This is a genomic window from Achromobacter sp. Root565, from assembly GCF_001427425.1.
GTDB classification, from domain to species: domain Bacteria; phylum Pseudomonadota; class Gammaproteobacteria; order Burkholderiales; family Burkholderiaceae_B; genus Achromobacter; species Achromobacter spanius_D.
On sequence record NZ_LMGO01000006.1, the window covers coordinates 474,273 to 498,205 of the forward strand.

At 62.5% G+C, this 23,933-nt stretch carries 23 protein-coding genes; 20 read left to right on the forward strand and 3 right to left on the reverse strand.

What is annotated here, in order from left to right:
• Window positions 1–5 precede the first annotated feature (5 nt).
• The 12 genes from bamA to ASD71_RS23615 all read left to right on the forward strand — a co-directional run bounded on the left by bamA (window position 6) and on the right by ASD71_RS23615 (window position 10,097).
• Window positions 6–2,339, forward strand: coding sequence for an outer membrane protein assembly factor BamA (bamA, locus tag ASD71_RS23560; protein ID WP_056570302.1), 2,334 nt, complete (start codon window positions 6–8; stop codon window positions 2,337–2,339).
• A 109-nt stretch (window positions 2,340–2,448) separates the two neighbouring features.
• Window positions 2,449–3,009 (forward strand): OmpH family outer membrane protein, encoded by a 561-nt coding sequence (locus tag ASD71_RS23565; RefSeq protein WP_056570303.1) that lies wholly within the window; start codon window positions 2,449–2,451, stop codon window positions 3,007–3,009.
• A 17-nt stretch (window positions 3,010–3,026) separates the two neighbouring features.
• Complete coding sequence (gene lpxD, locus ASD71_RS23570; RefSeq protein WP_056570305.1) at window positions 3,027–4,124, forward strand: UDP-3-O-(3-hydroxymyristoyl)glucosamine N-acyltransferase; 1,098 nt, start codon at window positions 3,027–3,029, stop codon at window positions 4,122–4,124.
• Between the two features lie 67 nt (window positions 4,125–4,191).
• Window positions 4,192–4,647 (forward strand): 3-hydroxyacyl-ACP dehydratase FabZ, encoded by a 456-nt coding sequence (gene fabZ / locus ASD71_RS23575; RefSeq protein ID WP_056570307.1) that lies wholly within the window; start codon window positions 4,192–4,194, stop codon window positions 4,645–4,647.
• Window positions 4,648–5,442 carry an acyl-ACP--UDP-N-acetylglucosamine O-acyltransferase gene (gene lpxA / locus ASD71_RS23580; RefSeq protein WP_056570309.1) on the forward strand — a complete coding sequence of 265 codons (795 nt, stop codon included), beginning with the start codon at window positions 4,648–4,650 and terminating at the stop codon, window positions 5,440–5,442.
• Entirely contained in the window at window positions 5,439–6,635 is a 1,197-nt protein-coding gene (gene lpxB / locus ASD71_RS23585; RefSeq protein ID WP_056570311.1) for a lipid-A-disaccharide synthase, read from the forward strand. Before lpxA ends, lpxB begins: the two co-directional genes overlap by 4 nt.
• Window positions 6,622–7,230: a ribonuclease HII gene (gene rnhB, locus ASD71_RS23590; RefSeq protein ID WP_056570313.1), complete on the forward strand. Its 609-nt coding sequence runs from the start codon at window positions 6,622–6,624 to the stop codon at window positions 7,228–7,230. Before lpxB ends, rnhB begins: the two co-directional genes overlap by 14 nt.
• On the forward strand, window positions 7,227–8,015 hold the full coding sequence (locus ASD71_RS23595; RefSeq protein WP_056570315.1) for an RNA methyltransferase: 789 nt from the start codon (window positions 7,227–7,229) through the stop codon (window positions 8,013–8,015). Before rnhB ends, ASD71_RS23595 begins: the two co-directional genes overlap by 4 nt.
• A 131-nt stretch (window positions 8,016–8,146) precedes the next feature.
• Window positions 8,147–8,614 carry a DUF2846 domain-containing protein gene (locus tag ASD71_RS23600; protein ID WP_056570317.1) on the forward strand — a complete coding sequence of 156 codons (468 nt, stop codon included), beginning with the start codon at window positions 8,147–8,149 and terminating at the stop codon, window positions 8,612–8,614.
• Between the two features lie 167 nt (window positions 8,615–8,781).
• On the forward strand, window positions 8,782–9,114 hold the full coding sequence (locus ASD71_RS23605; RefSeq protein WP_235512300.1) for a hypothetical protein: 333 nt from the start codon (window positions 8,782–8,784) through the stop codon (window positions 9,112–9,114).
• On the forward strand, window positions 9,111–9,584 hold the full coding sequence (locus ASD71_RS23610; RefSeq protein ID WP_056570321.1) for a DUF2846 domain-containing protein: 474 nt from the start codon (window positions 9,111–9,113) through the stop codon (window positions 9,582–9,584). The genes ASD71_RS23605 and ASD71_RS23610 overlap by 4 nt, the downstream gene beginning before the upstream one ends.
• Before the next feature lie 33 nt (window positions 9,585–9,617).
• Entirely contained in the window at window positions 9,618–10,097 is a 480-nt protein-coding gene (locus ASD71_RS23615; RefSeq protein ID WP_056570323.1) for a DUF2846 domain-containing protein, read from the forward strand.
• A 45-nt stretch (window positions 10,098–10,142) separates the two neighbouring features.
• On the opposite strand, the gene ASD71_RS23620 is transcribed toward ASD71_RS23615, so the two are convergent.
• Window positions 10,143–10,970, reverse strand: coding sequence for a pyruvate, water dikinase regulatory protein (locus tag ASD71_RS23620; protein WP_056570325.1), 828 nt, complete (start codon window positions 10,968–10,970; stop codon window positions 10,143–10,145).
• 215 nt (window positions 10,971–11,185) lie between these two features.
• On the opposite strand from ASD71_RS23620, the gene ppsA reads away from it, so the two are divergent.
• From ppsA to ASD71_RS23650, 6 genes are all read left to right on the forward strand, one after another.
• Window positions 11,186–13,552, forward strand: coding sequence for a phosphoenolpyruvate synthase (ppsA, locus tag ASD71_RS23625; RefSeq protein ID WP_056570326.1), 2,367 nt, complete (start codon window positions 11,186–11,188; stop codon window positions 13,550–13,552).
• Between the two features lie 290 nt (window positions 13,553–13,842).
• Window positions 13,843–15,969, forward strand: coding sequence for a type VI secretion system Vgr family protein (locus ASD71_RS23630; RefSeq protein ID WP_235512301.1), 2,127 nt, complete (start codon window positions 13,843–13,845; stop codon window positions 15,967–15,969).
• 7 nt (window positions 15,970–15,976) lie between these two features.
• Entirely contained in the window at window positions 15,977–16,849 is an 873-nt protein-coding gene (locus ASD71_RS23635; protein WP_056570328.1) for a DUF4123 domain-containing protein, read from the forward strand.
• The gene (locus ASD71_RS23640; RefSeq protein ID WP_156395264.1) at window positions 16,762–19,002 is read left to right on the forward strand and encodes a T6SS effector BTH_I2691 family protein; all 2,241 of its coding nucleotides are present in this window, start codon (window positions 16,762–16,764) and stop codon (window positions 19,000–19,002) included. The genes ASD71_RS23635 and ASD71_RS23640 overlap by 88 nt, the downstream gene beginning before the upstream one ends.
• Window positions 18,981–19,445, forward strand: a complete 465-nt coding sequence (locus ASD71_RS28080) for a hypothetical protein (RefSeq protein WP_156395265.1) — start codon at window positions 18,981–18,983, stop codon at window positions 19,443–19,445. The genes ASD71_RS23640 and ASD71_RS28080 overlap by 22 nt, the downstream gene beginning before the upstream one ends.
• Window positions 19,445–20,440, forward strand: a complete 996-nt coding sequence (locus ASD71_RS23650) for a DUF6708 domain-containing protein (protein ID WP_056570334.1) — start codon at window positions 19,445–19,447, stop codon at window positions 20,438–20,440. Before ASD71_RS28080 ends, ASD71_RS23650 begins: the two co-directional genes overlap by 1 nt.
• A 143-nt stretch (window positions 20,441–20,583) precedes the next feature.
• Here the strand turns inward: ASD71_RS23650 and ASD71_RS23655 are convergent, their stop codons facing one another.
• Both ASD71_RS23655 and ASD71_RS23660 read right to left on the reverse strand, forming a co-directional pair.
• On the reverse strand, window positions 20,584–21,429 hold the full coding sequence (locus ASD71_RS23655) for a bifunctional transcriptional activator/DNA repair enzyme AdaA (RefSeq protein ID WP_056570336.1): 846 nt from the start codon (window positions 21,427–21,429) through the stop codon (window positions 20,584–20,586).
• A gap of 125 nt (window positions 21,430–21,554) precedes the next feature.
• Entirely contained in the window at window positions 21,555–22,295 is a 741-nt protein-coding gene (locus tag ASD71_RS23660) for a glutamine amidotransferase (RefSeq protein WP_056570338.1), read from the reverse strand.
• Window positions 22,296–22,464: 169 nt separating this feature from the next.
• Between ASD71_RS23660 and ASD71_RS23665 the strand changes: the two genes are divergently transcribed.
• Together ASD71_RS23665 and ASD71_RS23670 are read left to right on the forward strand one after the other, a co-directional pair.
• Complete coding sequence (locus ASD71_RS23665; RefSeq protein ID WP_056570340.1) at window positions 22,465–22,896, forward strand: NfeD family protein; 432 nt, start codon at window positions 22,465–22,467, stop codon at window positions 22,894–22,896.
• Between the two features lie 96 nt (window positions 22,897–22,992).
• Window positions 22,993–23,919 carry an SPFH domain-containing protein gene (locus tag ASD71_RS23670; RefSeq protein WP_008167745.1) on the forward strand — a complete coding sequence of 309 codons (927 nt, stop codon included), beginning with the start codon at window positions 22,993–22,995 and terminating at the stop codon, window positions 23,917–23,919.
• Window positions 23,920–23,933: the final 14 nt, after the last annotated feature.

The window sequence follows — 23,933 nt, forward strand, 5'->3', positions numbered from 1 at the left end:
CAAGGATGTCTTTTCGCCGGATGTTTCAACACAAAAAGGGTCTACTGCCGGGTCTCGTTGCCGCGTTGATGTTGCCGGCCTTGGCCCACGCCTTCGAACCCTTTGTCGTGCGGGATATCCGCGTAGAGGGTATTCAACGAACCGACGCCGGCACCGTCTTTGGTTATCTTCCCGTCAAGGTCGGCGAGAAATTCACCGAAGAAGAAGCCACGGAAGCCATTCGCCGTTTGTATGGCACGGGCTTTTTCACCGACGTTCAGATCCAGACGGACAATAATGTCGTCGTCGTAGTCGTCCAGGAACGCCCGACCATCGCCTCCGTCAATTTCAACGGCATGCGCGAGTTCGATTCCAAGGCAATCACCACCTCGCTGGGCCAGGTCGGTTTTGCGGAAGGCCGCATTTTCGACCGCTCCATGCTCGAGCGCGCCGAATACGAACTGAAGCAGCAGTATCTGTCCAAGGGCAAGTACGGCGTCGAAGTCACCTCCACCGTCACGCCGCTGCCGCGCAACCGCGTTGGCGTCAGCTTCGACGTGTTTGAAGGCTCGGTCGCCCGCATCCAGGAAATCCGTTTTGTCGGCAACAAGGCCTTTTCCGAAAGCGACCTGCTGGACGAATTCAAGCTCACCACCCCGGGCTGGCTGACCTGGTACACGGATACCGACAAGTACTCGCGAGAAAAGCTCGAAGGCGACCTCGAACGCCTGCGGTCGTTCTACCTGGACCAGGGTTACCTGGAGTTTTCGGTCGAACCGCCGCAAGTCACCATTTCGCCGGACCGCCAGGACATCCGCATCACGATCACCGTTCACGAGGGCGAGCCCTACAAGGTGCGCAGCGTGAAGCTGGCCGGCAACCTGCTGGGCCTGGACAAGGAAATCAACGATCTGGTGCAGATCAAGGCTGGCGAGACGTTCTCGGCCGCCAAGACCAACGATTCCGCCAAGGCGATCACCGACTACCTGGGTGAATTGGGCTACGCATTTGCCAACGTCAACCCGAACCCGCAGCTCGACCGTGCCAAGCACGAAGCCGACCTGACGTTCTACGTCGATCCGAGCCGCCGCGTGTATGTGCGCCGCATCCAGATCGGCGGCAACACGCGTACCCGCGACGAAGTCGTGCGCCGCGAAATGCGCCAGCAGGAAGCCGCCTGGTACGACGCCGGCGACATCAAGACCTCGCGCGACCGCGTCGATCGCCTGGGCTACTTCAGCGATGTCAACGTCAAGACCGATCCGGTCCCGGGCTCTCCCGACCAGGTCGACGTCAACGTCGACGTGAAGGAAAAGCCCACCGGCATGATCAACCTGGGCGTGGGCTACGGCTCGTCGGAAAAGGCCATTCTGTCGGCCGGCATCAGCGAAGACAACGTCTTCGGCAGCGGCACCAACCTGACGCTGCAACTGAACACCAGCAAGACGAACCGCGCCGTGGTGCTGTCGCACACCGACCCGTACTGGACCAAGGACGGCATCAGCCGCACCACGTCCGCGTACTACCGCGTGACCGAGCCCTGGAACAACAACGACGGTGATTACCGCGTCAAGGCCTTGGGCCTGGGTATGAACTTCGGTATCCCGATCTCGGAGTACGACCGCATCTTCCTGGGCGGCAACTTCGAACGCAACCAGATCGACCTGTACAACAACTCGCCGGCGGCTTACGAAAGTTTCGTCGACCAATACGGCGATGCGACCAACTCGGTGATTCTGAGCGCTGGCTGGTCCAAGGACACGCGTGACAGCGCACTGGCGCCGACCAAGGGTTCGTACACGCGCCTGAAGGCCGACTTGTCGACCATCGACCTGCAATACACGATGCTGACGGCGCAACAGCAGTATTACGTGCCGCTGGGCGGCTCGTACACGCTGGCGCTCAATGGCATGGTCGATTGGGGCCAGAGCTACGGCAACAAGGATTACCCGGTCATCAAGAACGTCTATGCCGGCGGTATTGGCACCGTCCGCGGTTACGAGGGCTCGTCGCTGGGTCCGCGCGACGTCAAGACGGGCGACTACCTGGGCGGCACGCGCCGCATCGTGGCCAACGCCCAGCTCTACCTGCCGTTCCCGGGCGCCTCGAAGGACCGCACGCTGCGCTGGTTCATCTTCAGCGACGCGGGTCAGGTGTCGGCCGGCAGCGGCCTGAGCTGCACCCGCGGCCGCGACAACACCGAGATCGAGGATCCGTGCGGCTGGCGTTTCTCGGCGGGCGTGGGCCTGTCGTGGCAGTCGCCGATGGGCCCGCTGCAGTTGTCTTATGCGCGGCCGCTCAATTCCAAGCCGGGCGACGACAAGCAAAGCTTCCAGTTCCAGATCGGGACCGGATTCTAAGCAAGGCGTTACTCTTGAAAACAAGGGCAGGGCCGACCGGCCCAGCGTCCTTGCTGTTTAGTGGCACAATACACACTTTGGCTTTGCCTTACTGGAAGGTGAGATTTTCATGATGTCTGATTTCGCACTTAAATCATCGAAGACGCTGGGCGCGAAGCGCCGTGGCAAGCTGGGCGGCTCCATTGCCCTGGTGGGTGCGCTCATTCTCGGTTCGGCTGCCGCGATTCCCGCGCAAGCTCAAGGCACCAAGATCGGTTTCGTCAATACCGAACGCATCCTGCGCGAATCGGGTCCGGCCAAGACTGCGCAAAGCAAAATCGAAGCCGAATTCAAGAAGCGCGACGACGAACTTCAACGCCTGAACAACAGCCTGCGCTCGCAAGCCGAGAAGTTCGACAAGGACGCACCCGTCCTGTCCGAATCCGACCGCGTCAAGCGCCAGCGCGATCTGGCCAACCTGGACACCGACCTGCAGCGCAAGCGCCGCGAATTCCAGGAAGACTTCAATCGTCGCCGCAACGAAGAATTCTCGGGCATCGTGTCCAAGGCCAATGACGCCATCAAGCGCATCGCTGAACAAGAAAACTACGACCTGATCATCCAGGACGCAGTGACGGTCAACCCCCGCATCGACATCACCGACAAGGTGATTCAGAGCCTGGGCAAGTAAGCGATACCCGTCTAGTCATGCCGGTTTTACTGGATCTTGCCCGCGCGCCGACACTCGAAGCAATGTTGAGCGCCGCCAATACCCAGGGTATCGACTGGCGTATCAGTGCGGTTCCCGGCGCAGACCCCATGCGGGTCTGCGGCATCGGGACCTTGTCTTCGGCCGGTCCTCAGGAAATCTCTTTCCTGTCCAATCCCCGCTATCAAAGCCAGCTTGGCGCAACCGGAGCAGGGGCGGTCATCGTCTCTCCCGACGTCGCCGAAGCCCTTGAAGCCCAGGGTAGCGACCGGCCGCGGTTCGCATTGGTCGTCTGCAAGCATCCCTACCTGCTTTTCGCGCGCGTCGCGCAGTGGTTCGACACTGCCCGCAGACCCGCCTTGCCCGCTGAAACCCATCCCTCCGCCGTGATCGCGCCCGACGCCATCATCGAAGAGGGCGTGCGCATCGGCCCCAATTGCGTCGTCGAATCCGGCGCGCTGATCGGGCGCGGCACGGTGCTGGGTCCCGGCTGCGTCATCGGCGCCGGATCGACCATCGGGCCGGACGGACGTCTGCATGCAAACGTCACGCTGTACGAAGGCGTCAAGATCGGCGCCCGGGTCATCCTGCATAGCGGATCGGTGCTCGGCGCCGACGGCTTCGGCTTCGCGCCGGATCCTTCGCTGGGCAAGGGCGCCTGGGGCAAGATTCCGCAGTTTGGCGGCGTGTCCCTTGGCGACGACGTCGAAATCGGCGCCAACACGACCGTCGACCGGGGCGCACTCGAAGACACCGTCCTGGCGGACGGCGTGAAGCTCGACAACCAGATCATGGTTGGCCACAACTGCCGCATCGGCGCGCACACCGCGATGGCGGCATGCGTCGGCGTGGCGGGGTCCACCACCATCGGCGAACGCTGCACCATTGGCGGCGCCGCAATGCTTTCGGGCCACCTGGTGCTGGGCGATGACGTGCACATCTCGGGCGGCACGGCAGTGACGTCCAATATTTCCAAGCCTGGCCGCTACACCGGGGTCTTCCCGTACGCGGAACATGGCGAATGGCAGCGCAACGCCGCCGTGATACAACAGTTGGCGCAATTGCGCCGCCGCTTGCGCACGCTGGAAAAGGACTAGGGCGCGTTCGCCGCCCTGGCGCGCGCGCGCCGCCACCTTATTTAATTTCGCAGGAACGCAGAGAAAAATGGAACTCGACATCAAGGGGATCATGGAGAGGCTGCCGCATCGCTACCCGATGCTGCTGATTGACCGTGTTGTGGAAATGGTGCCTGGCAAGTCCATCGTCGCCATCAAGAACGTCTCGATCAACGAGCCGTTTTTCAACGGTCACTTTCCTCACCATCCGGTGATGCCGGGCGTGCTCATCGTTGAAGCCATGGCCCAGGCCTCGGCGCTGTTCTCCTTCACGGACGAGAACGGTGGCCTCAAGTGCGACGGCGCCAAGACCGCCTATTATCTGGTCGGTATCGACGGCGCGCGCTTCCGCCGCCCCGTCGTCCCGGGTGACCAACTGCGCATCGAAGTCGAAGCTGAACGCCTGAGCCGCAGCATCTGTAAGTATCAAGCTCGCGCGACGGTCGATGGCCAGGAAGTGGCGTCGGCCAAGCTGATGTGCGCGATTCGCAGCCTGGAAGAGTAAATGGCAGGAAACATCCATCCCACCGCTGTTGTCGATCCGGCGGCAAAAATCGACCCGACCGCGGTCATCGGCCCGTTCGCAGTGGTGGGGCCCGATGTGACCGTCGGTGCGGGGACCGAGATCGGCCCGTACTGCATGGTCGACGGTGTGACCACCATCGGTCGCGACAACCGTTTCTACCGCTATTGCTCCATCGGCGGGATGCCGCAGGACAAGAAGTACGCGGGTGAGCCCACCCGCCTGACCATCGGCGACCGCAACACGGTCCGCGAATTCGTCACGCTGAACACCGGCACGACGCAGGATGGCGGCGAAACGACGCTGGGGGACGACAACTGGATCATGGCCTACGTTCACGTGGCGCATGACTGCCACATCGGCAGCCACACGATCCTGGCCAATTCGGTGCAGCTTGGCGGCCACGTCCACGTGGGCGACTGGGCGATCATCGGCGGCCTGACCGGCGTGCACCAGTTCTCGCGCGTGGGCGCGCACACCATGACGGGCGGCAACAGCTCCCTCATGCAGGACACCCCGCCGTTCGTGCTGGCCGCCGGCAATCCGTGCCGCCCGGTGGGCGTCAACGTCGAGGGCCTGAAGCGCCGCGGCTTTTCCGCAGCTTCCATTTCGGCCCTGCGCGAAGCCTACAAGATCATTTACCGCCGTGGCTTGTCCCTGGATGCGGCGCGTGCCGAATTGCGCGAGCGCCAGCAGGCCACCCCGGAAGCCGCGGAACACCTGCAGATGCTGCTGGATTTCCTGGACGTCGCCTCCCGCGGCATCATCCGCCCATGAGTACTCGGATCGGCATGGTGGCCGGCGAGCCTTCGGGCGACTTGCTGGCCGGTCGCATCATTGCCGGTCTGCAAGCGCGCGACAACGGCGTGCTTTGCCAGGGCATTGGCGGGCCGCAGATGCAGGCCCGCGACTTTGAGGCCTGGCACCCGATGCACGCGCTGACCGTCTTCGGCTACGTGGATGCGCTCAAGCGCCTGCCCAGCCTGCTGGCCACGTACCGCGACGTCAAGCGCCGCTGGCTGGCCGAGCCCCCCTCGGTATTCGTCGGCATCGACGCGCCCGACTTCAACCTGCGGCTGGAGCACCAGTTGCGGCAGGCGGGTACGCCGACGGTGCACTTCGTCGGCCCCTCTATCTGGGCGTGGCGCTACGAACGCATTCACAAGATCCGCGAATCGGTATCGCACATGCTGGTGCTGTTTCCGTTCGAGGAAGAGATCTACCGCAAGGAAGGCATTCCGGTCACGTACGTGGGCCATCCGCTGGCTGGCGCTGTGCCCATGCAGCCGGACCGCGCGGCTGCCCGCGAGCGCCTGGGCATCGACCAGAACGCCCGCGTGCTGGCGATCCTGCCCGGCAGCCGTTCGTCCGAGATCCGCCTGCTGGCGCCGCGCTTCCTGCAGGCGGCGCAGCAATTGCTGAAGAAGGATCCGGCCCTGCAGTGCATCGTGCCCATGGTCAACGACCAGCGGCGTGCGGAGTTCCTGGAAATTCTGGCGCAGCACCCGGTGCCCGGGTTGCGCTGCGTCACCGCGAACGACCTGCACGGCGAGGGCGGCGACCGCAAGGCGCCCGTGGCCTGGTCCGTCATGGAAGCCGCCACGGCGGTCCTGGTTGCCAGCGGCACCGCCACGCTCGAGACGGCGCTGTTCAAGCGGCCCATGGTCATTTCGTACGTGTTGTCGCCGTGGATGCGACGCATCATGTCCTGGAAGTCCGGCCAGCAGCGCCCGTATCTGCCGTGGGTGGGCCTGCCCAACGTGCTGCTGCGCGATTTCGTGGTTCCCGAGCTTTTGCAGGACGACGCGACGCCCGATAAACTGGCTGAAGCGACCTGGCAGGCGTTGACCGACGACGCGCTGATCGCTCGCGTGGAGGCCCGATTCACCGCCATGCACCAAGACCTGTTGCGCGATACGCCGGCGCTGGCCGCGCAGGCGATCCTGGAGGTGGCCGATGGAGCAGCCTGAGCTTTTCGTGGCGCCCGAACAGCCCGCGTTGCTGACGGCGGGCGTTGACGAGGCCGGCCGCGGCCCGCTGGCAGGCGAGGTCTACGCGGCCGCCGTCATCCTGAATCCGGCGCGCTTCATCGACGGCTTGGCCGATTCCAAGGTCCTGACCGCGGTCCGCCGCGAGGAACTGGCGCTGCAGATCAAGGAACAGGCGCTTGCCTGGTGCATCGCCAGCGCCACGGTCGCGGAAATCGACAGCCTGAACATCCTGCGCGCCACCATGCTGGCCATGCAGCGCGCGGTGCAGGGCCTGGCCACCGCGCCGCAAGTGGCCCTGGTGGACGGCAATCAGGCGCCCAAGCTGCGCTGCACCGTGCAGACCGTCATCAAGGGCGATGCGCTCGTCCCCGCGATCTCTGCCGCCTCCATTCTTGCCAAGACCGCCCGCGATGCGGATCTGCTGCGCCTGCATACGCTGTATCCGCAGTACGCGTTCGATCAGCACAAGGGCTACGGCACGGCGCTGCATCTGCAACGGCTGCGCGAGCACGGCCCGTGCGCCGAACACCGCCGCAGCTTCGCGCCCATCAAGGCCTTCGGCCTGGTTTCATGAAGCACATCAGTTCCCGGGACAACCCGGCGGTCAAGGCGCTGGTCAAGCTGGCCGGCACGGCCGGCAAGCGCGGCGCGCCGGTGCTGCTTGACGGCGTGCACCTATGCCAGGCCTGGTTACAGCACTTCGGCGCGCCCGATCGGGCGATCTTCGACGTGGAGCGGCTGTCTCAGCCTGACATCGCAGCGCTTGCCGCAGCCGTCCCCGACGATGTCAGCCTCGCATTGGATGCGCGGCTCATGCACGCGGTAGCCGCAGTGGAAAGCGGGCAGGGCGTCGCCTTCCTGGTCACGCCGCCCGTTCCGGCACTGCCTGAGCAGGTGGATGACACCTGTGTCCTGTTTGACCGCATCCAGGATCCCGGCAACGTGGGCACGCTGTTGCGCACGTGCGCCGCGGCGGGCATCAAGCGCGTGTTCCTGGCCACGGGGACGGCGGCGGCCTGGTCTCCCAAGGTGCTGCGCAGCGGACAGGGCGCGCATTTTGCCCTGGACATCCACGAACACGCCGATCTCGAGGCCTTGCTGCCCCGCTTGCGCGTGCCGCTGGTGGCGACCGCCCTGGACGGTTCGCGCGACCTGTTCTCGGACCGGTTGCCTGAACAATGCGCATGGGTTTTCGGCCACGAAGGCCAGGGCGTGGCGCCCGCGCTGTTGGCGGCTGCCAGCCTGAAGGTGCGGATACCGCACGACGCCAAGGCCGTGGAGTCGCTGAATGTCGGGGCCGCCGCCGCGATCTGCCTCTTCGAGCAGCGCCGGCAGGCAAGTGTGCGCCACCCCGCCTGATTCCCCGCAGGACCCCCGCTTTTCCGCCGATTGAAGGGTGATCCATCCCCTTATACTGCCGCGCTCGTGCAACACGGGCCCGCGCCGAGGATGGACGCTGCCCGCCTATCTGAAACCCGGGGAGGGGATACGTGAAGAACTGGATCAAACTCAGCTTAGCCGCGCTTGGCGCTGCAACTTTGCTGGCGGGCTGCGCCGGACCGCGCTACGCCGACGTGTCCGCAAAGATCTCCGCGCTGGAACCGGGCGAAGGACGGATCTATTTCTACCAGCCCAAAACGGCCAATGGCGGCAAGGTCGGGCATCCGGCGATCCTGGTGGACAACGTCCGCGTCGGAAAATCCAAGGCGGGCCACTTCTTTTTTGTGGATCGCCAAGCCGGCACGCTCGACGTGATCACGGCGACCGACCGCAAGGAACGCAAAGACCCGCTAGTGGTGCCGCTTGCGGCGGGACAGACCCAGTACGTGAGGGTCGACATCGACGGCGGGAAGCAGGTTCTGCGCCTGGAACCCTTTGCCGAGGCGGCGCAACAGGCCTTGTCCGAACTGCGGTATTGGGGCGCCAGCCACCGCGATCGCGAGCCGCTGCGCTATTGATCAGATGACACGTTTTGTAGATTTCTGACGCACCCCTATACTTACGCACTTCGTTCGTAGCCGGGGTAACCATGGTCTCGTCGGTAGTTCCGAAAGTCGCGGGCCTGGCCCGCGTTGGCAAGTTTGCAGCGTTGGCCGTTGCGGGGATGCTGTCTTTGAGCGCCTGCATGTCCGTTTCCACGCAAAAGGTCAGCCTTGTTCCCGTGGCGGCTTCGGAGCCGGCCAGCGTGATCCAGTTGTCACGCATGGTCAGTGCCCAACTGCCGAATGACAGCGTCGTCAGCCTGCCTTCGGCATCGCGATGGCAACGCGTAGGCGCCTTGGTGCAAGGCGATGTCTACCGTTCACTCGGCGGGCTGTTCACGATCCAGACCCGGCGCCAGGGCGAGGCCTACCTCGTGGCGTCTTCCGGAAAGCTTGTCGGCTTCTACTTGCCAGGCGAAACGGCTTATATGCCGCTCAACCGTCCCGTCACCTTGCCCGTGGAAATGCGTCAATGAAGATCTGGCTGAAACTGGCGGCGACGGCCGCGACGGCGGTTGCGCTGGCCGGCTGTGCCGGCGCTCAGTACCAATCCTTGCAGGGACGCATGCCGCCCGTCGCGCAAGGCAACGGGCGCATTTACTTCTATCAACCCCAGACCTCGCCGGTGGCATCGGCGCAGCAGAAGCTGCGCGTGAACCGGGACGTCGTCGGCCGCAACAAGCCGGGCAGCTTCTTCTTCGTGGACCGTCCGGCGGGCAATTACGTCGTGACCAACCTGTACTGGACGGGCGATGGGGTCAGCTTCAAGCTCGATCCCGGCCAGACCCGCTACGTGCGCATCACGGCCGAGTCGCTGGGCAGCACTGGCGCGGTGGGCAAGCTGTCCATGGAACTGGTGGATCCCCCGGAAGTCGCCGAGACCGAGCTCCTGAAGATGCGCTATTGGGGCGCGGCTTCGTCCGAGCAGATTCCTGGCTTGCGCTAGGTCCGAACAGCAAAGAAACAACAGAGAGCTTCTATGACCCGCAGCATCAAGATGATCGCCGCCGCCGCGCTGGGCGCCGCCCTGTTGGCCGGTTGCGGCGGTCCCCGCTACAAGGACGTGGCGGGCACCATCCCGATCATGGTCCCGGACACGGGCCGCATCTATTTTTATCAGCCGCCGGCGCCGATTGGCGTGGTGTCGAATCAGCCGTATCTGCGCGTCAATGGCGTGAAGGTCGGCCGGTCCAAGCCCGGCAGTTTCTTCTACGTGAACCGCCCCGCAGGCAAGTATGAGATCGATACGCTGCGCGATGGCGAGTCCCTGACGTTCGATTTGGCGCCGGGACAGACGCGCTACGTGCGCCTGAGCATCGAAGGCGCCACCGGAAACAGCGCCAGTGTGGGCCGGCAGGACATGCGCCTGGAAGCGTCCGAAGCGGTGGCTCAGCAAGAAATGTCGCCGCTGAAATATTGGGGCGCGGGATCGCGCGAACGCGTGAAGCTGCGTCCCTGATTTTTTCGCTGCGGCAAGCAGGGCGCGCCTTGGCGCGCCCTTTTTTTATCCGCGATCCAGCCCGACTTCCTGCAGCACGGTGGTCGCGATCTCTTCGATCGACTTGGTCGTGCTGGACAGCCACGAAATGCCCTCGCGGCGCATCATGCGTTCGGCCTCTGCCACTTCGTAGCGGCATTGCTCCAGTTGCGCGTAGCGGCTGTTGGGGCGGCGCTCGTTGCGCACCTCGGCCAGACGTTCCGGCTGGATCGACAGGCCGAACAGCTTGGCGCGGTGCGGCGCGATGGTGGAGGGCAGGGTGCCGCGTTCGAAATCGTCCGGCGTCAGCGGGAAGTTGGCGGCTTTGATGGCGTACTGCATGGCCAGGTACAGGCTGGTGGGCGTCTTGCCGCAGCGCGAGACCCCGACGAGGATCACGTCGGCCTGATCCAGCTGGTTCACGAACTGGCCGTCGTCATGCGCCAGGCTGAAGTTGATGGCGTCGATCCGGTTCCGATATTTTTCGGAATTGGCCTGCATGTGCGAGCGGCCAATGGAATGGCTGGACTTCAACCCCAGCGCCTGTTCGATGTGGCTGACAAACGTGCCGAACAGATCCAGGAAAATTCCGTTCGCCTGTCGAACACGAGACAGGATTTCCGGGTTGACCAACGTGCTGAACACAATGGGTGGAACGCCCGCGTCCTGGGCGCTCCGGTCGATCCGCATGGCGACCTCCGCAGCCTTTTCGAGTGTGTCCACGAAGGGCAGGCGGATGGGCTTGAAATTGACCTCCTCAAACTGCGAAAGCACAGACTGGCTGAACGTCTCCGCGGTGATGCCGGTACTGTCGGAAACGATGTAAACCGTGCGTACGATAGGGGTAGATGTCATGTGTAAAAAATTCCAACCAGGCAGATGGCCGGACGTACTCCACCGAGTACAATCAGGCCCCTATAAGTCACCCCAAGGGCGGTCCAAGGCCAGTTTGGTCAGCGTCTGAAAACGTGTCTGCAAAGCCCGGAAAACGCGGTTTTTCCGGCGGCAAAAACAGCACGATTCAGCCATTGACCAAACTCGCTTTCATTCCATTGTAAAAGGTGACTTCAATGTCGTATGTTGTTTTGTTCGAGCAGCTCCGCATGACGGATGTGGACTCGGTAGGAGGCAAGAACGCATCTCTTGGCGAAATGATCAGCCAGCTGTCTGGCGCGGGCGTCCGCGTGCCGGGCGGCTTTGCCACGACTGCTGACGCCTTCCGCGATTTCCTGAAGGCCTCTGGCCTGGACAAGCGGATCGCTGAACGGCTGACCACGCTGAACCCCGAAGACGTGCGCGAGCTGGCCACCGCCGGCGCGCAGATTCGCCAATGGATTGTCGACGCGCCGTTCTCGCCTGAGTTCGAAGCGCAGATCCGCGAAGCCTTTGCCAAGCTCGACGCTGACGGCAAGGGCTCGTTTGCCGTGCGCTCCTCCGCCACCGCCGAAGACCTGCCCGACGCCTCGTTCGCCGGCCAGCAGGAAACCTTCCTGAACGTCGTGGGCATCGACGACGTGCTGGACAAGATCCGCCACGTGTTCGCGTCGCTGTACAACGACCGCGCCATTTCCTATCGCGTGCACAAGGGCTACGCCCACGCCGACGTCGCCTTGTCGGCCGGCATCCAGCGCATGGTGCGTTCCGACAAGGGCAGCGCCGGCGTCATGTTCACCATCGACACCGAATCGGGCTTCCAGGACGTGGTGTTCATCACGTCGTCGTACGGCCTGGGCGAAACCGTCGTGCAGGGTGCCGTCAACCCTGACGAGTTCTACGTCTTCAAGCCCACCCTGGAACAGGGCCACTATCCCATCGTCGGCCGCCGCATTGGCTCCAAGCTGATCAAGATGGAGTTCGATCCCGAGCGCCCCGAAGGCCGTGCCGTGCGCACGGTGGACGTGCCGGTGTCCGAGCGCAACCGCTACTCGCTGACCGACGACGAAGTCAACGAACTGGCCCGCTACGCCGTCATCATCGAAAAGCACTACCAGCGTCCGATGGACATCGAGTGGGGCCGTGATGGCGTTGACGGCAAGATCTACATTCTGCAGGCGCGTCCGGAAACCGTGAAGTCGCAGCAGGGCGCCAACGACGTGCAGCAGCGCTACCGCCTGAAGGCGACGGGCCAGGTCCTGATCACCGGCCGTGCAATCGGCCAGAAGATCGGTTCGGGCCCGGTGCGCGTGGTGGGTGACATCTCCGACATGGACAAGGTGCAGCCGGGCGACGTCCTGGTCACCGACATGACGGATCCCAACTGGGAGCCCGTGATGAAGCGTGCTTCGGCCATCGTGACGAACCGCGGCGGCCGTACGTGCCACGCCGCCATCATCGCGCGTGAGCTGGGCATTCCGGCGGTGGTGGGCTGCGGCAACGCGACTGACCTCCTGAAGGAAGGCCAGGCCGTGACCGTGTCGTGCGCGGAAGGCGACGAAGGCCGCATCTATGACGGCTTGATCGAGACCGAGGTCGAGGAAGTGCGCCGCGGCGACATGCCCGCCATCGATCTGAAGATCATGATGAACGTCGGCAACCCGCAACTGGCGTTCGACTTCGCCCAGATTCCCAACGGCGGCGTCGGCCTGGCTCGCCTGGAATTCATCATCAACAACAACATCGGCATCCACCCGAAGGCGGTCCTGGACTACCCGAACGTGGACGGCGAACTGAAGAAGGCCGTGGAATCGGCCGCTCGTGGCCATGCCAGCCCGCGCGCCTTCTTCGTCGAGAAGATGGCCGAAGGCGTGGCGACCATCGCCGCCGCCTTCTATCCGAAGCCGGTCATCGTGCGCATGTCGGACTTCAAGTCCAACGAATACCGCAAGCTGGTCGGCGGCTCGCGCTACGAGCCCGAGGAAGAGAACCCCATGCTGGGCTTCCGCGGCGCATCGCGCTACATCGCCGAAGACTTCGCCGAATGCTTCCGCATGGAATGCGAAGCGCTGAAGAAGGTGCGCGATGAAATGGGCCTGACCAACGTCGAGATCATGGTGCCGTTCGTGCGCACGGTGGGTCAGGCGGAAAAGGTCGTGAACCTGCTCGCCAAGCACGGCCTGGCGCGCGGCGAGAACGGCCTGAAGCTGATCATGATGTGCGAGGTTCCGTCCAACGCCATCCTGGCCGACGAGTTCCTGCAGTATTTCGATGGCTTCTCGATCGGCTCGAACGACATGACCCAGCTCACGCTGGGCCTGGACCGCGATTCCGGCATGGAACTGCTGGCCGCCGACTTCGACGAGCGCGACGAGGCCGTCAAGTTCATGCTGCGCCGTGCGATCAAGGCTTGCCTGGCCGCCAAGAAGTACGTCGGTATCTGCGGCCAAGGCCCCAGCGACCATCCCGACTTCGCGCAGTGGTTGAAGGACGAAGGCATCCTGTCGATGTCGCTGAACCCGGACACCGTTGTCGATACGTGGCAGCGTCTGGCCAAGAACTGATTGGCTGGTTGAAGTAAAAGCCCCGCGTCCTTTTTGGGACGCGGGGTTTTTTTATTCTCCGTGGGAATAGGCCGCAGCCGCGTTGAGGGAAAAGCGCTGGTTGAGCGTCGGCGACGAATGCTTTTTTCAGATGACCCGATCAAAGTAAGAGTCTTCTGATATCCATAGATAGGATCGTGTGACGTAATGGACCCATATTCCATTCGCGTCCATTGCGAGATTCTTTATTTGCAGCGGACGCGTTTTTATAGGCGGACCGCGCGCTCCTTGCGGGTGCTAAAGGTCTGTCGATGCGGGAGCACGTCATTCCTACCCAATCCGACCTGCGGTTCACTTTCACCATCGGCGACGAGTCATTTGAGGTCGTCGAATTTACGCTGCAGGAAGGGTTGTCGGAGACCTTTCTGCTCGAAGTGGACCTGGCCAGCGCCAATCCCGCTCTCGATTTCGGCGCAGTCCTGGAGCGCGCCGCACTGCTGACCATCTGGCACGGCGACACGCCGGTGCGGTACGTGCACGGCGCGGTCTCTGCTCTTGCTCAACGCGACACGGGCTTTCGCCGCTCACGCTATTGCGCGATCGTCGAGCCGCGTCTGGCGCGCTTGAAACTCAGTTCCGACTGGCGCATCTTCCAGTCGCAAAGCGTCCCCCAGATCACCGAAGCGGTGCTCAAGGCGCATGGCCTTACCCAGGATTACGAGCAGCGCAGCACCACCCAACACCAGGCGCGCGAATACTGCGTGCAGGCGGGCGACACCGACTACCACTTCGTCGAGCGCGTCATGCGCGAGGAAGGCTTCTTCTACTCCTTCCGCCATACCGCTGAAGGCCATCAATTAATCCACAGCGACCGCCTGTTCATCCATGGCCGCGTCGGTGATGAGCCGGTGCAGTACAACGCGATCCCCGGTGGCGACCAGCCGCAGCCTGCGTTGCGGCGGTTCGCCTACACCGAGAACGTGCGTACCGCACGCCAGACCCAGCGCGACTACACCTTTCATCATCCGCGCTACAGCCACCAGCACAGCCGCGACGGACGAGATCTGGACCATCAGGGCCGCCGTTACGAACGCTATGACTATCCTGCTCGGGCTAAATTCGACGAAGCCGGCGGACCTTTCGCCGAAAACCGCCTGCGCGGCCATCGCCGCGATGCGCGCGTCGCTTTCGTTGAAGGCGATGACCCGCGGCTCCAGCCGGGCATTTCATTCAGCCTGGCCGGTCATCCGCGCGAAGACCTGAACCGCGGCTGGCGTCCGGTGCGCATTGTCCACCGCGGCATCCAACACACGAGCCAGGCCGAGGAAAGTGCGCAAGCCCCGTTGGGAACCCACTACAGCTACGAAGCCGAACTGGTCCCGGACGACGCCGAGTGGCGCGCGGAACCGCTACCCAGGCCCCGCATCGACGGTCCGCAGAACGCCGTGGTGGTCGGCCCGCCCGATGAAGAGATTTATATCGACGAGTATGGCCGGGTGAAGGTCCAGTTCCCGTGGGACCGGCTCGGCGAGGAGGACGAACGCAGCTCCTGCTGGATCCGCGTTTCACAGGACATCGCCGGCGCCACTTGGGGGCACATGGCCATCCCGCGCATTGGGCAGGAGGTCATCGTCTCTTACTTCGATGGGGATCCGGACCAGCCCGTGGTCACCGGCCGCGCCTACAACCGCCTGCAATTGCCGCCCTACGAGTTGCCGCGTCACAAGTCGCGGATGACGATCAAAAGCAAGACCCACAAAGGCGAGGGATACAACGAACTGCGCTTCGAAGACGAGAAGGACCAGGAAGAAATCTACGTCCACGCGCAGAAGGACCAGAACATCCACGTCAATCACGACGAAACCACGTTCGTGGGCCATGACCGCAGCGAACAGGTCGAGCACGACGAGACCATCACGATCGGCCGCGACCGTAAGGAAACGGCGGGCAACGACGAACAGGTCACCATCGGCCAGGACCGGCGGCATGACATCGGACGGGATGATTTTTTGACTGTGGGGCGCAATCACACGATCTACACCACCAAGGACCGCACCGAAGAAGTGGGCAACAACCGCCGCGACAAGACCGCGGCGAATCATTGGGTGAGTATCGGCGGACACCAGGAGCTCACGGTCGAGGGGCAATCGGAATTGCAGGCGGGGCAGGCGATCCGGCAGCGCACGAAGGATTTTGAGAGCCAAGCGGCAGAGAGCCTGACTATCAAGGGACCGGGGGGAACCATCCGAATCGATGCATCGGGTATCACGCTTGATGGGGTCGCCATTCTGATCAAGGGTCCGATAAATCAAAAGCCCGGTGGCGGCACGAACTCGATCTCCGTCAACGGCACGCCGGAACCCGGCGAACCCGTTTGTGTGGGATGCCTGCTGAAGGCCATCGCGGAGGGCCGCAGCGTCGTGCGGTTCGGTGGATAAGCTACCTATGAATCCATTCTCTGAAAGTGTTGTGAACGAACTGCGCCGGCTCCCCGATCATGGACTGACAGCCATCGTTGAAATGGCTCGCCTGAAGACAAATGTCCGAATGCAGCTTATGGAGCGATTTTCCGGCTGGCCGCTACTGCAGCAGCGAGAGTTGGAGAATCTCCGCGAGATTGGCCCATGGCTTTTTGCGCCTTCTACGCAGGAAAGCCTGCAAGGCCAGTACGACTTTCTCTGCGACGCTGCCGAGATGGCGGGCGACGCGATCAGCGCCTGGCTGACCAGTGCCATGTCTCCAGCCCTGCTGGCCGAGCACCTTAGCTGCGCCACAACCGCGCAGGGGCCGGACGGTGCCACTTACTTGCTGCGCTTTCATACGGAACTGGCCTTTCCCGTGCTTCATGCGCGTCAGGATCTACCAGGAATCGCCGATTGGCTGGCGCCGGTTCGCCATTGGTGGCTCGTATTTCCCCACCGAGAGCGCAAGGCCTGGAAACACTTCACAGGTCACGGTTCAGCCAGGCCGTATCCCTCACCGGCCATCCAACTGGACGAGTCATGCTGGGTGGCGCTCGCGGGCGACCCGCTCGCGTACCGGCTGGCGGACCAGCTTCGGGTGCCCCTTGAAATGAAGGGCGACCGCGAAAACTGCCATGGCACCCGGCTTGGACTCGTTCATGACTTGCTGGCTCAAGCGGATCGCATTGGCTTGAGCCAACAGAGCGACCGAATCGACTACGTGACCTTGATGGCGTTGCAAGGCAAGGCGCTAGAGGGTTCATCGGCATGGAACGACGCATTGCAGGAAGCGAAAGCGCTGCGAGAACCCCTGGCGCAGGCTCTGCAAGTGCGCATGCGCAGAAAAAATGGTTGAGGACGTCAATGTTCGGTTGGAACGACATCTTTAATGAATGTGCGGAGAATCGCACGCTTCTCGATGGAATCTTGAATCGTGGGGCGGAGGTAACTTGCACTCGCACCTTCACCATACTTCCGCTGCGGTATGGCGCCGTGGGAGGCAGCGCCGAACAGCGCAAACTCCTTCCGTCTATGCCCGAGCATTTGAATAAGCCAAGCAGCGTGGGCAGTCTGAGTGAATCCACTTACGCATTACGCCCGCTGCGCCAGGGGTTTCTGTATGTCCTTGTCCAGCGCGTGAGCGCAGGGACGTATGAATGGCATAGCCAGTACCGGGTATCGGAAGCCGGAACGCTGACCTATATGGATGCTGAGGAACCGTGGAAGCGCAAAGCCGCAGCTGTCCCGGGCATGGATGACCCACCTGGCTGGAGCTGGATGTTCAAAGTCCATGACGTCGACGACATCAAGGACCTTCGCCTGCTCTTTAGCCCATGCCCTTTGACCAAGGAAACGCTGCGCCGATATCGCACGCTCCCGGCAAGCCGGAATAAGTTGGTGCCGGTGGATATCGCCAAACTTGCGTCGCAGGCCCCCGAGGAAATGGATTGTGTCCGCCCGCAAGACGGCGTGCTGACTTTTGATCAGCTTGATTGCGTAGCGGACTTCGCGGCTGTAAACCAGCCCAGATTGAGCATGCTGCTTAAAGCGCAGGCGTTTAACCCTCTTGCGCCACCCCTGCAAGCCACTCAGGCAGAAATGCGACCAACGGCCACGCACAATCGGTTCCGTGGCGCGGCCATCGTAGTGGATGACGCCCTCGGAATTACTCAGGAACTGAACGCGTGGCGAAATGCGAGTATTGAAGCACTTGAAGGCTTCATGGCAGCGGAGGACGGCGAAAGACTCACCAACCATCGCAAGTTCACTATCGCATTTGGCATTGAAAACATCAGAATGCTTGTAGAAGACGAAGCCGAGAAGCTCTATTACAAAGAGCAGTGGGACTTCGGAGTGCGTTACTCGGACCGCGGGTACGAGATGAGCAACAGCCACATGGTCCCGCAATCGGTGCGCGGCTACTACAACTATCGCAACCCACAGCATCAGCGGGAAGTTCAGGAGGCCGCCGCCAGGCGGAGGCGTGCCAAAAGTTGGAGCAAGTACGCTGGCTACATTGATGAGGATATGCGTCAGGATTTCCTGAACCGCTACCGAGACGAAGTTAGCAAAGCGGACGCGGTCAAGGACGCGCGCGCTTCGGATCACCTTCTCTGGTTGCAGAGCGAACCGCTTCTCGACGCACTCGAAGTCTTTGATCGCGAAGATACCGAGCAGGCCCTGCTGTTTGAAGACCAAATGGGAAAGGCCGTCGTCGGCATGAACGCCACTGCGGTCGGCGAGGAACTGCTTGATCGCTGGCGTAAGGCGGGGGTGTCGCGAGAAAACTTGTTCTGGCGGTCGTTGGCGCAGAACCAGGAGAGCGTGGAAAGCGAAGTGGACCAACTTTTCGGTGAGAGCGATACGCTGAAATCCGTCGACCCTGCCGCGTTGCAAAACCGGCTAAAGAAACTGGCGGATCTCTACGAAAAGAGCCACGCCATGCTCGATTCGCTGGCTGATGCCTCGACGGGCGGAGGGCCACCGTCCGGCTATCTGGTCGGCGGTGCAATGCTGATCAATACGCTAGGAAGCTCATTATTTCAAAGCAAGACCGCTGCTGCCATTGTGGACGCCCCACTCAATAAGCTCGCGGCGTCAGTGTTGCTCGCCCGCCTGGGTCGGTACTCGCAGCATTATCGTCTCGAATTGCGGAACGGCAAGGAGCTCAGTCGAGGATCAACGGCACGCATGGAGCGCTCCGCCAGCCGACAGTTCGAGAAGGCCCTGCAGACGGGAGTAAAAGGGCCGATGACTGAAATCCGCATTGGAAGCACTCTGGTGTTCTTGGAGATGTGGAACCTCTATAACAGACTGACCGCGGCAAACAAGCGAAGCAGGGAGTATGTGGAGATTGTCGCGGCGCTGGTGGCGCTAACTGCAACGGGTTTCGAAGTGGGCGCGGGCGCGGTGACCTTTGCTGAGAGGAGTGGCAGCGCTGCTGTGCCAAGGTATTCCGCAGTGGCCTTCGCTTTACGGCGGGGGTCTTGGCTGGCACAGCTTCGCTAGTCGGGGCAACCTATGACTTCCAAGACTTCAATAAAAATCTCGTCTTCAAAAGATTCTCAATCGCTGGCTTTTACTTTTTGCACGCTAGCGCCCAGCTGGGTGCAGCCACACTATCCGTTGCGGTCGGGTTGGGTGCGGCGGGCGCTTACTTAGCGCACTTATCGAAGAGGTATGGAACCAGTCGAATGTTTGGGCGTGCGCTCAACGCGGGCTCCAAGGTGTCTGCTGCTCTTGCTGGCCGGATGATCTTGATGCTTCGTATATTCCTGAGCGTCAATCTCACGATTTTGGCTTTGGCGGCGGTTGAAATATACATCCTTCCTGATGCTCTGGAACTATTTCTGGATCACTGCTCGTTTCGTAAAAACCGCAGCAACGGTCCTGTGGCGACAGAAGAGATGGAGACCGAACTCATGCAACGAACGGTGAAGGTGGTGCACTAATGTATTTATTAGAGCGCGGTTTTCAGTGGTCAATAAATTTGATGAGCTACGAGGAAGCGACCGAAGAATTGGGCAAACAACAACGCCAGCCGGGGCAGTCTGAAATTCACGCTCCTGAAGGTGTTAGCGAGTGTGTTTGCAGCGACGTCTACGACAATGAGTCGGTATATGCATTGACCGAATCGGCTATGGACCTTCGCACGCCAAATGATGAGAAGAGAGGAGTAATCACCGCGTTTTTAGGATGGATTTATGGGTTTCTGATCTACGCGTGCTTGCGTACCGTAATCGTATCCGTGGACTACATCCTGCAAGGTCATGGCTACTATGACAATTTGCCGCTGGATGGTGAGGATTACTTTTTCCTAATACTCTTTCCGGTGCTCTGGTTTGCGGTGCTATGCGTTTTCTTAAAATACACATTACGGTATTTTCGGTTGGAGTCGCTCACTGCCCGTCGCATCATCGTTCGTTTCAACCGCGTCACCCGCAAGGTTTACTTGCTACGGCCCGAGCATCTAGGCGGCATTCGTATCATGGATTGGGATAAAACCGAGGTGCTTATGGACAAAAGCATGAGCGAACTGGAGGGCACCGGAGGCTTCGTCATTTTGGTCTGGGACAGGGGCGATGGTGTGGACTTGCAGGGAACTCCTACCGACAACCTCGAAGTCACTTTCGTGGGTAAACCTACTCGCAACGCCAGCGAGCTCCTCGCGTTTTGGGAGTACATCCGCCGTTACATGGAGGACGGCCCCGCTGCCGTGCCGGCGCCCAAGAAGTTCGTTAGCAAGTTCCCCTGGCCCTGGCTTTCGTTCAAGGCGGCTTGGGGTTTGGACACCCAGTTCCTGCGCCACAGCGGCTTATGGGTGTTTGTCGTGGCGAACCTATTAATGTTGCCCGCTATCCTGATTCATGCTGCCGGCCACTGGCTTTCGCTGCTGCTTTGCTACGAGCCCCGATTTCCCCGCGACATCGAAGATGCAGGGCGATGATCTCGAAGCTGCTTTAAGTGCGCAAGGGGTTGGAGACCTGGCTAGGGGGAAGATCAAAATGCCTTCTTGTAGCCTTGAATGCGCAGCGGCCTCCGCGGCCTTCTTGCGGCGGTAATCGGAGCCCGGACCCGGCCGCGCCCAGATCAGGCGGCCCGGGCTTCGCGGGCGATGAGTTCGCGTTTGCGGTCGATGCCCCAGCGGTAGCCCGCCAGCGAACCGTCGGTGCGCACCACGCGGTGGCAGGGAATGGCCAGCGCGATGTTGTTGGTGGCGCAGGCGCGGGCGACGGCGCGCACGGCGGCGGGTGCGCCGATGCGTTCGGCCACTTCCGAATAGGTGGCGGTGGCGCCGAGCGGAATCTCGCACAGGGCCTCCCAGACCTTACGTTGGAATGCCGTGCCGCGCACGTCCAGCGGCAGGTCCAGGCCGCGCGCCGGATCTTCGACGAAGCCGACCACGTCGGCCACCCAGCTTTCGAATCGGGGGTCGGCGCCGATCAGTTTGGCGGCGCGGAAGCGGTCCTGCAGGTTCTGGACCAAACGGTCCGGGTCCTCGTCCAGCGCGATTTCGCAGATGCCGGTGCTGCTTGCGGCCACCAGCAGTGCGCCCAGCGAGCACTGCGCGACCGCGAACCGGATATCCACGCCTTCGCCGTTCTTGCGGAACGCGGTGGGCGTCATGCCCAGGATGGCGGGGGCGGCTTCGTAGAAGCGTCCGCTGGAATTGAAGCCGGCGTCGTACATGGCGTCGGTGACGCTGGCGCTTTCTTCCAGGCTTTGGCGCGCGCGGCTGGCGCGCAGGGCGTTGGCGTAGGCCTTGGGCGTGATGCCCGTGGCGGCCTTGAAAATGCGGTGAAAATGGAAGCGGCTCATGCCGGCCTGTTCGGCGAGCGTCGACAAATCAGGCGGCTGCTCGGCCTCCAGTGCGCGGCAGGCGCGTTCCACGGCGGCGGCGTGCTGTTTGCTCAAGGGGACGGCGGCGGGGCTCATAAGGGACTCCTGGCTTCTCGCGTGATGGCTTTACGCATGACGCTATCGTCTCAAGGCAAGCCGGCCCGCGCACTCCGCTTGTTGCGGCGGTCTCTGACGCAGCCGATGGGGCGCGCTGGCAGGGCTCAGGCGCCGGGCGCGTAGGTCTCCAGAAAGCGGCGCAGCAGGCCAGCCGCCACGGGCGTGGCCCGCACATTGGCCGACAGCCCCGGTATGTCGAGGTTTTCGGCGGCGTAGCGGCGGCCATAGCGGTCGAGATGGGCCCGGATGAAGTCGGGGCCGAACTCAGGGTGGAACTGGGTGGAAAAGACGTTGCGGCCGATGCGGATCATCTGGTGCTCGTCCAGGTCCGAACGCGCCAGCACCGTCGCGCCCGCAGGCAGTTGCAACACGGTCTGCGCATGCAGCATCTGGGCCGGGAACGTGGTCGGCACGCCGGCCATGAGCTGATCGCCGCCGGCGGTGGGCAGCAATTCGACGGTCTGGGTGCCGACTTCGCGGCCAGCTGGGTTGTAGCCGACCTTGCCGCCGAATGCGTGCGCCAGCAACTGATGGCCGTAGCAGACGCCGAACATGGGCAGGCCGGCTTCCAGGGCCTCGCGCAGCCAGGCGGCGGTGTCTTCGCTCCAGGGTTCCTTGTCGGAGACCATGGCGGGCGAACCGGTAATCAACGCGGCGCGGTAGCTGGAGGGCGCCTGCGGGCGTTGACCTTCGTAGACCGCGACGATCTCGGCGGCGCTGGCGGCCAGACCGGCCGCCAACATGATTTGTTCGGCATAGCCGCCGAACTGGCTTTTGAGCGTATCGTCCGGATCGCCGGTGTGCAGGATCAGGACGGGGAGAGCAGAAGGAGTTGCAGCGGTCATAAATGCGTGTGCGTGGATAAGGGCGGCGCGGAAGTCTCGCGACCGGGCGCGCCAGGGGCACATCATAATCCAGCGAAAATGTTCCCGTCGGTGCACGACAAACCCCGCTCCGTCCCGGAAATACGTACAATCCGCTCAGATACTCATCCTTACAGACGATCTTGAGACTATGTGGATTTGGCTAGGATTGGCCGCGCTGGCCCTCATTGGTGAGCTGGCGACAGGAACCTTCTATTTGCTGCTCGTCGCCTTGGGTTTGGCCGCCGGCGGTGTTGCCGCCTGGCTGAATGCGGGCCTGCAATGGGAACTGGTGGCGTGCGGCGTCGTGCTGCTGCTGGGGCTCCTGGTGCTGCGCAAGACGCGGGTGCTGAAAAAGCGCGAGGTCAACTCCGCCCGCAACGCCGACGTCATTCTGGACATCGGCCAGACCGTCATGGTCGAAGCCTGGTCCGACAGCGGGGCCGCGCGCGTCTGGTACCGCGGCGCGCATTGGCAGGCTGAGCTGGCCAAGGGGCATGCCGCCCAGCCCGGCGAACACACCATTACCGAATTGCGCGGTTCGATCCTCGTGCTTACTCCCAAGCGCGGCGGCTCGGCATAGCAGAACGCGCCCGCGCAGCGCCGCGGGCAATCGCTGGAACCCTGGCCGGCACGGCGGGGCAAGCCGGCGCATCTACTCCAAAAGAGGCTTCACACCATGATCGATACTTCAACCATCGTGCTGCTTGTCATCGTTGCACTGGCAATCCTGATCGTCGTCAAGGCGATCGCCATCGTGCCGCAGCAGCATGCCTGGGTGGTCGAGCGGCTCGGCAAATTCGACCGCGTCCTGTCGCCGGGCGCCGGATTCGTGATTCCGTTCATCGAACGCGTGGCCTACAAGCATTCGCTGAAGGAAATTCCGCTGGACGTGCCCAGCCAGGTCTGCATCACGCGCGACAACACGCAGCTCCAGGTCGACGGCGTGCTGTACTTCCAGGTCACGGATCCGATGCGTGCGTCGTACGGTTCGTCCAACTACATTTCGGCAATCACGCAGCTGGCCCAGACGACGCTGCGTTCGGTCATCGGCAAGATGGAACTGGACCGCACCTTTGAAGAGCGCGACTCCATCAACAGCAACATCGTTTCTTCGTTGGACGAGGCGGCGCTGAACTGGGGCGTGAAGGTGCTGCGCTACGAAATCAAGGACCTGACGCCGCCCAACGAAATTCTGCGTTCGATGCAGGCGCAGATCACCGCCGAACGCGAAAAGCGCGCGCTGATCGCTGCCTCCGAGGGCCGCCGCCAGGAACAGATCAACATCGCCACCGGCGAACGCGAAGCCGCCATCGCGCGTTCCGAGGGCGAGAAGCAGGCGCAGATCAATCAGGCCCAGGGCGAAGCCGCTGCGGTGCTGGCGATCGCTGAAGCCACGGCCAAGGCCATCACGCAGGTTGCCGATGCCGTGCGCCAGCCGGGCGGCATGGAAGCCGTGAACCTGAAGGTTGCCGAACGCTACGTCGAGGCATTCGGCAACGTGGCCAAGGAAGGCAACACGCTCATCCTGCCGGCCAACCTTTCCGACGTGGGCGGCATGATCGCTTCCGCCATGACCATCGTGAAGTCCACGCGCAACACCTGATACCGCGCCTCGCG

Excerpts from the sequence above, each read along its gene's own strand:
- lpxB (WP_056570311.1), top strand. The coding sequence starts at position 5,439 with ATGAGTACTCGGATCGGCATGGTGGCCGGCGAGCCTTCGGGCGACTTG.
- ASD71_RS23615 (WP_056570323.1), top strand. The coding sequence starts at position 9,618 with ATGACCCGCAGCATCAAGATGATCGCCGCCGCCGCGCTGGGCGCCGCC.
- ASD71_RS23665 (WP_056570340.1), top strand. The coding sequence starts at position 22,465 with ATGTGGATTTGGCTAGGATTGGCCGCGCTGGCCCTCATTGGTGAGCTG.
- lpxD (WP_056570305.1), top strand. The coding sequence starts at position 3,027 with ATGCCGGTTTTACTGGATCTTGCCCGCGCGCCGACACTCGAAGCAATG.
- ASD71_RS23635 (WP_056570328.1), top strand. The coding sequence starts at position 15,977 with ATGAATCCATTCTCTGAAAGTGTTGTGAACGAACTGCGCCGGCTCCCC.
- ASD71_RS23640 (WP_156395264.1), top strand. The coding sequence starts at position 16,762 with ATGGAACGACGCATTGCAGGAAGCGAAAGCGCTGCGAGAACCCCTGGC.
- lpxA (WP_056570309.1), top strand. The coding sequence starts at position 4,648 with ATGGCAGGAAACATCCATCCCACCGCTGTTGTCGATCCGGCGGCAAAA.
- ppsA (WP_056570326.1), top strand. The coding sequence starts at position 11,186 with ATGTCGTATGTTGTTTTGTTCGAGCAGCTCCGCATGACGGATGTGGAC.
- ASD71_RS23660 (WP_056570338.1), bottom strand. The coding sequence starts at position 22,295 with ATGACCGCTGCAACTCCTTCTGCTCTCCCCGTCCTGATCCTGCACACC.
- ASD71_RS23610 (WP_056570321.1), top strand. The coding sequence starts at position 9,111 with ATGAAGATCTGGCTGAAACTGGCGGCGACGGCCGCGACGGCGGTTGCG.
- ASD71_RS23650 (WP_056570334.1), top strand. The coding sequence starts at position 19,445 with ATGTATTTATTAGAGCGCGGTTTTCAGTGGTCAATAAATTTGATGAGC.
- ASD71_RS23595 (WP_056570315.1), top strand. The coding sequence starts at position 7,227 with ATGAAGCACATCAGTTCCCGGGACAACCCGGCGGTCAAGGCGCTGGTC.
- ASD71_RS23605 (WP_235512300.1), top strand. The coding sequence starts at position 8,782 with ATGTCCGTTTCCACGCAAAAGGTCAGCCTTGTTCCCGTGGCGGCTTCG.
- rnhB (WP_056570313.1), top strand. The coding sequence starts at position 6,622 with ATGGAGCAGCCTGAGCTTTTCGTGGCGCCCGAACAGCCCGCGTTGCTG.
- bamA (WP_056570302.1), top strand. The coding sequence starts at position 6 with ATGTCTTTTCGCCGGATGTTTCAACACAAAAAGGGTCTACTGCCGGGT.
- ASD71_RS23620 (WP_056570325.1), bottom strand. The coding sequence starts at position 10,970 with ATGACATCTACCCCTATCGTACGCACGGTTTACATCGTTTCCGACAGT.
- fabZ (WP_056570307.1), top strand. The coding sequence starts at position 4,192 with ATGGAACTCGACATCAAGGGGATCATGGAGAGGCTGCCGCATCGCTAC.
- ASD71_RS23655 (WP_056570336.1), bottom strand. The coding sequence starts at position 21,429 with ATGAGCCCCGCCGCCGTCCCCTTGAGCAAACAGCACGCCGCCGCCGTG.
- ASD71_RS23565 (WP_056570303.1), top strand. The coding sequence starts at position 2,449 with ATGATGTCTGATTTCGCACTTAAATCATCGAAGACGCTGGGCGCGAAG.
- ASD71_RS23670 (WP_008167745.1), top strand. The coding sequence starts at position 22,993 with ATGATCGATACTTCAACCATCGTGCTGCTTGTCATCGTTGCACTGGCA.
- ASD71_RS23630 (WP_235512301.1), top strand. The coding sequence starts at position 13,843 with ATGCGGGAGCACGTCATTCCTACCCAATCCGACCTGCGGTTCACTTTC.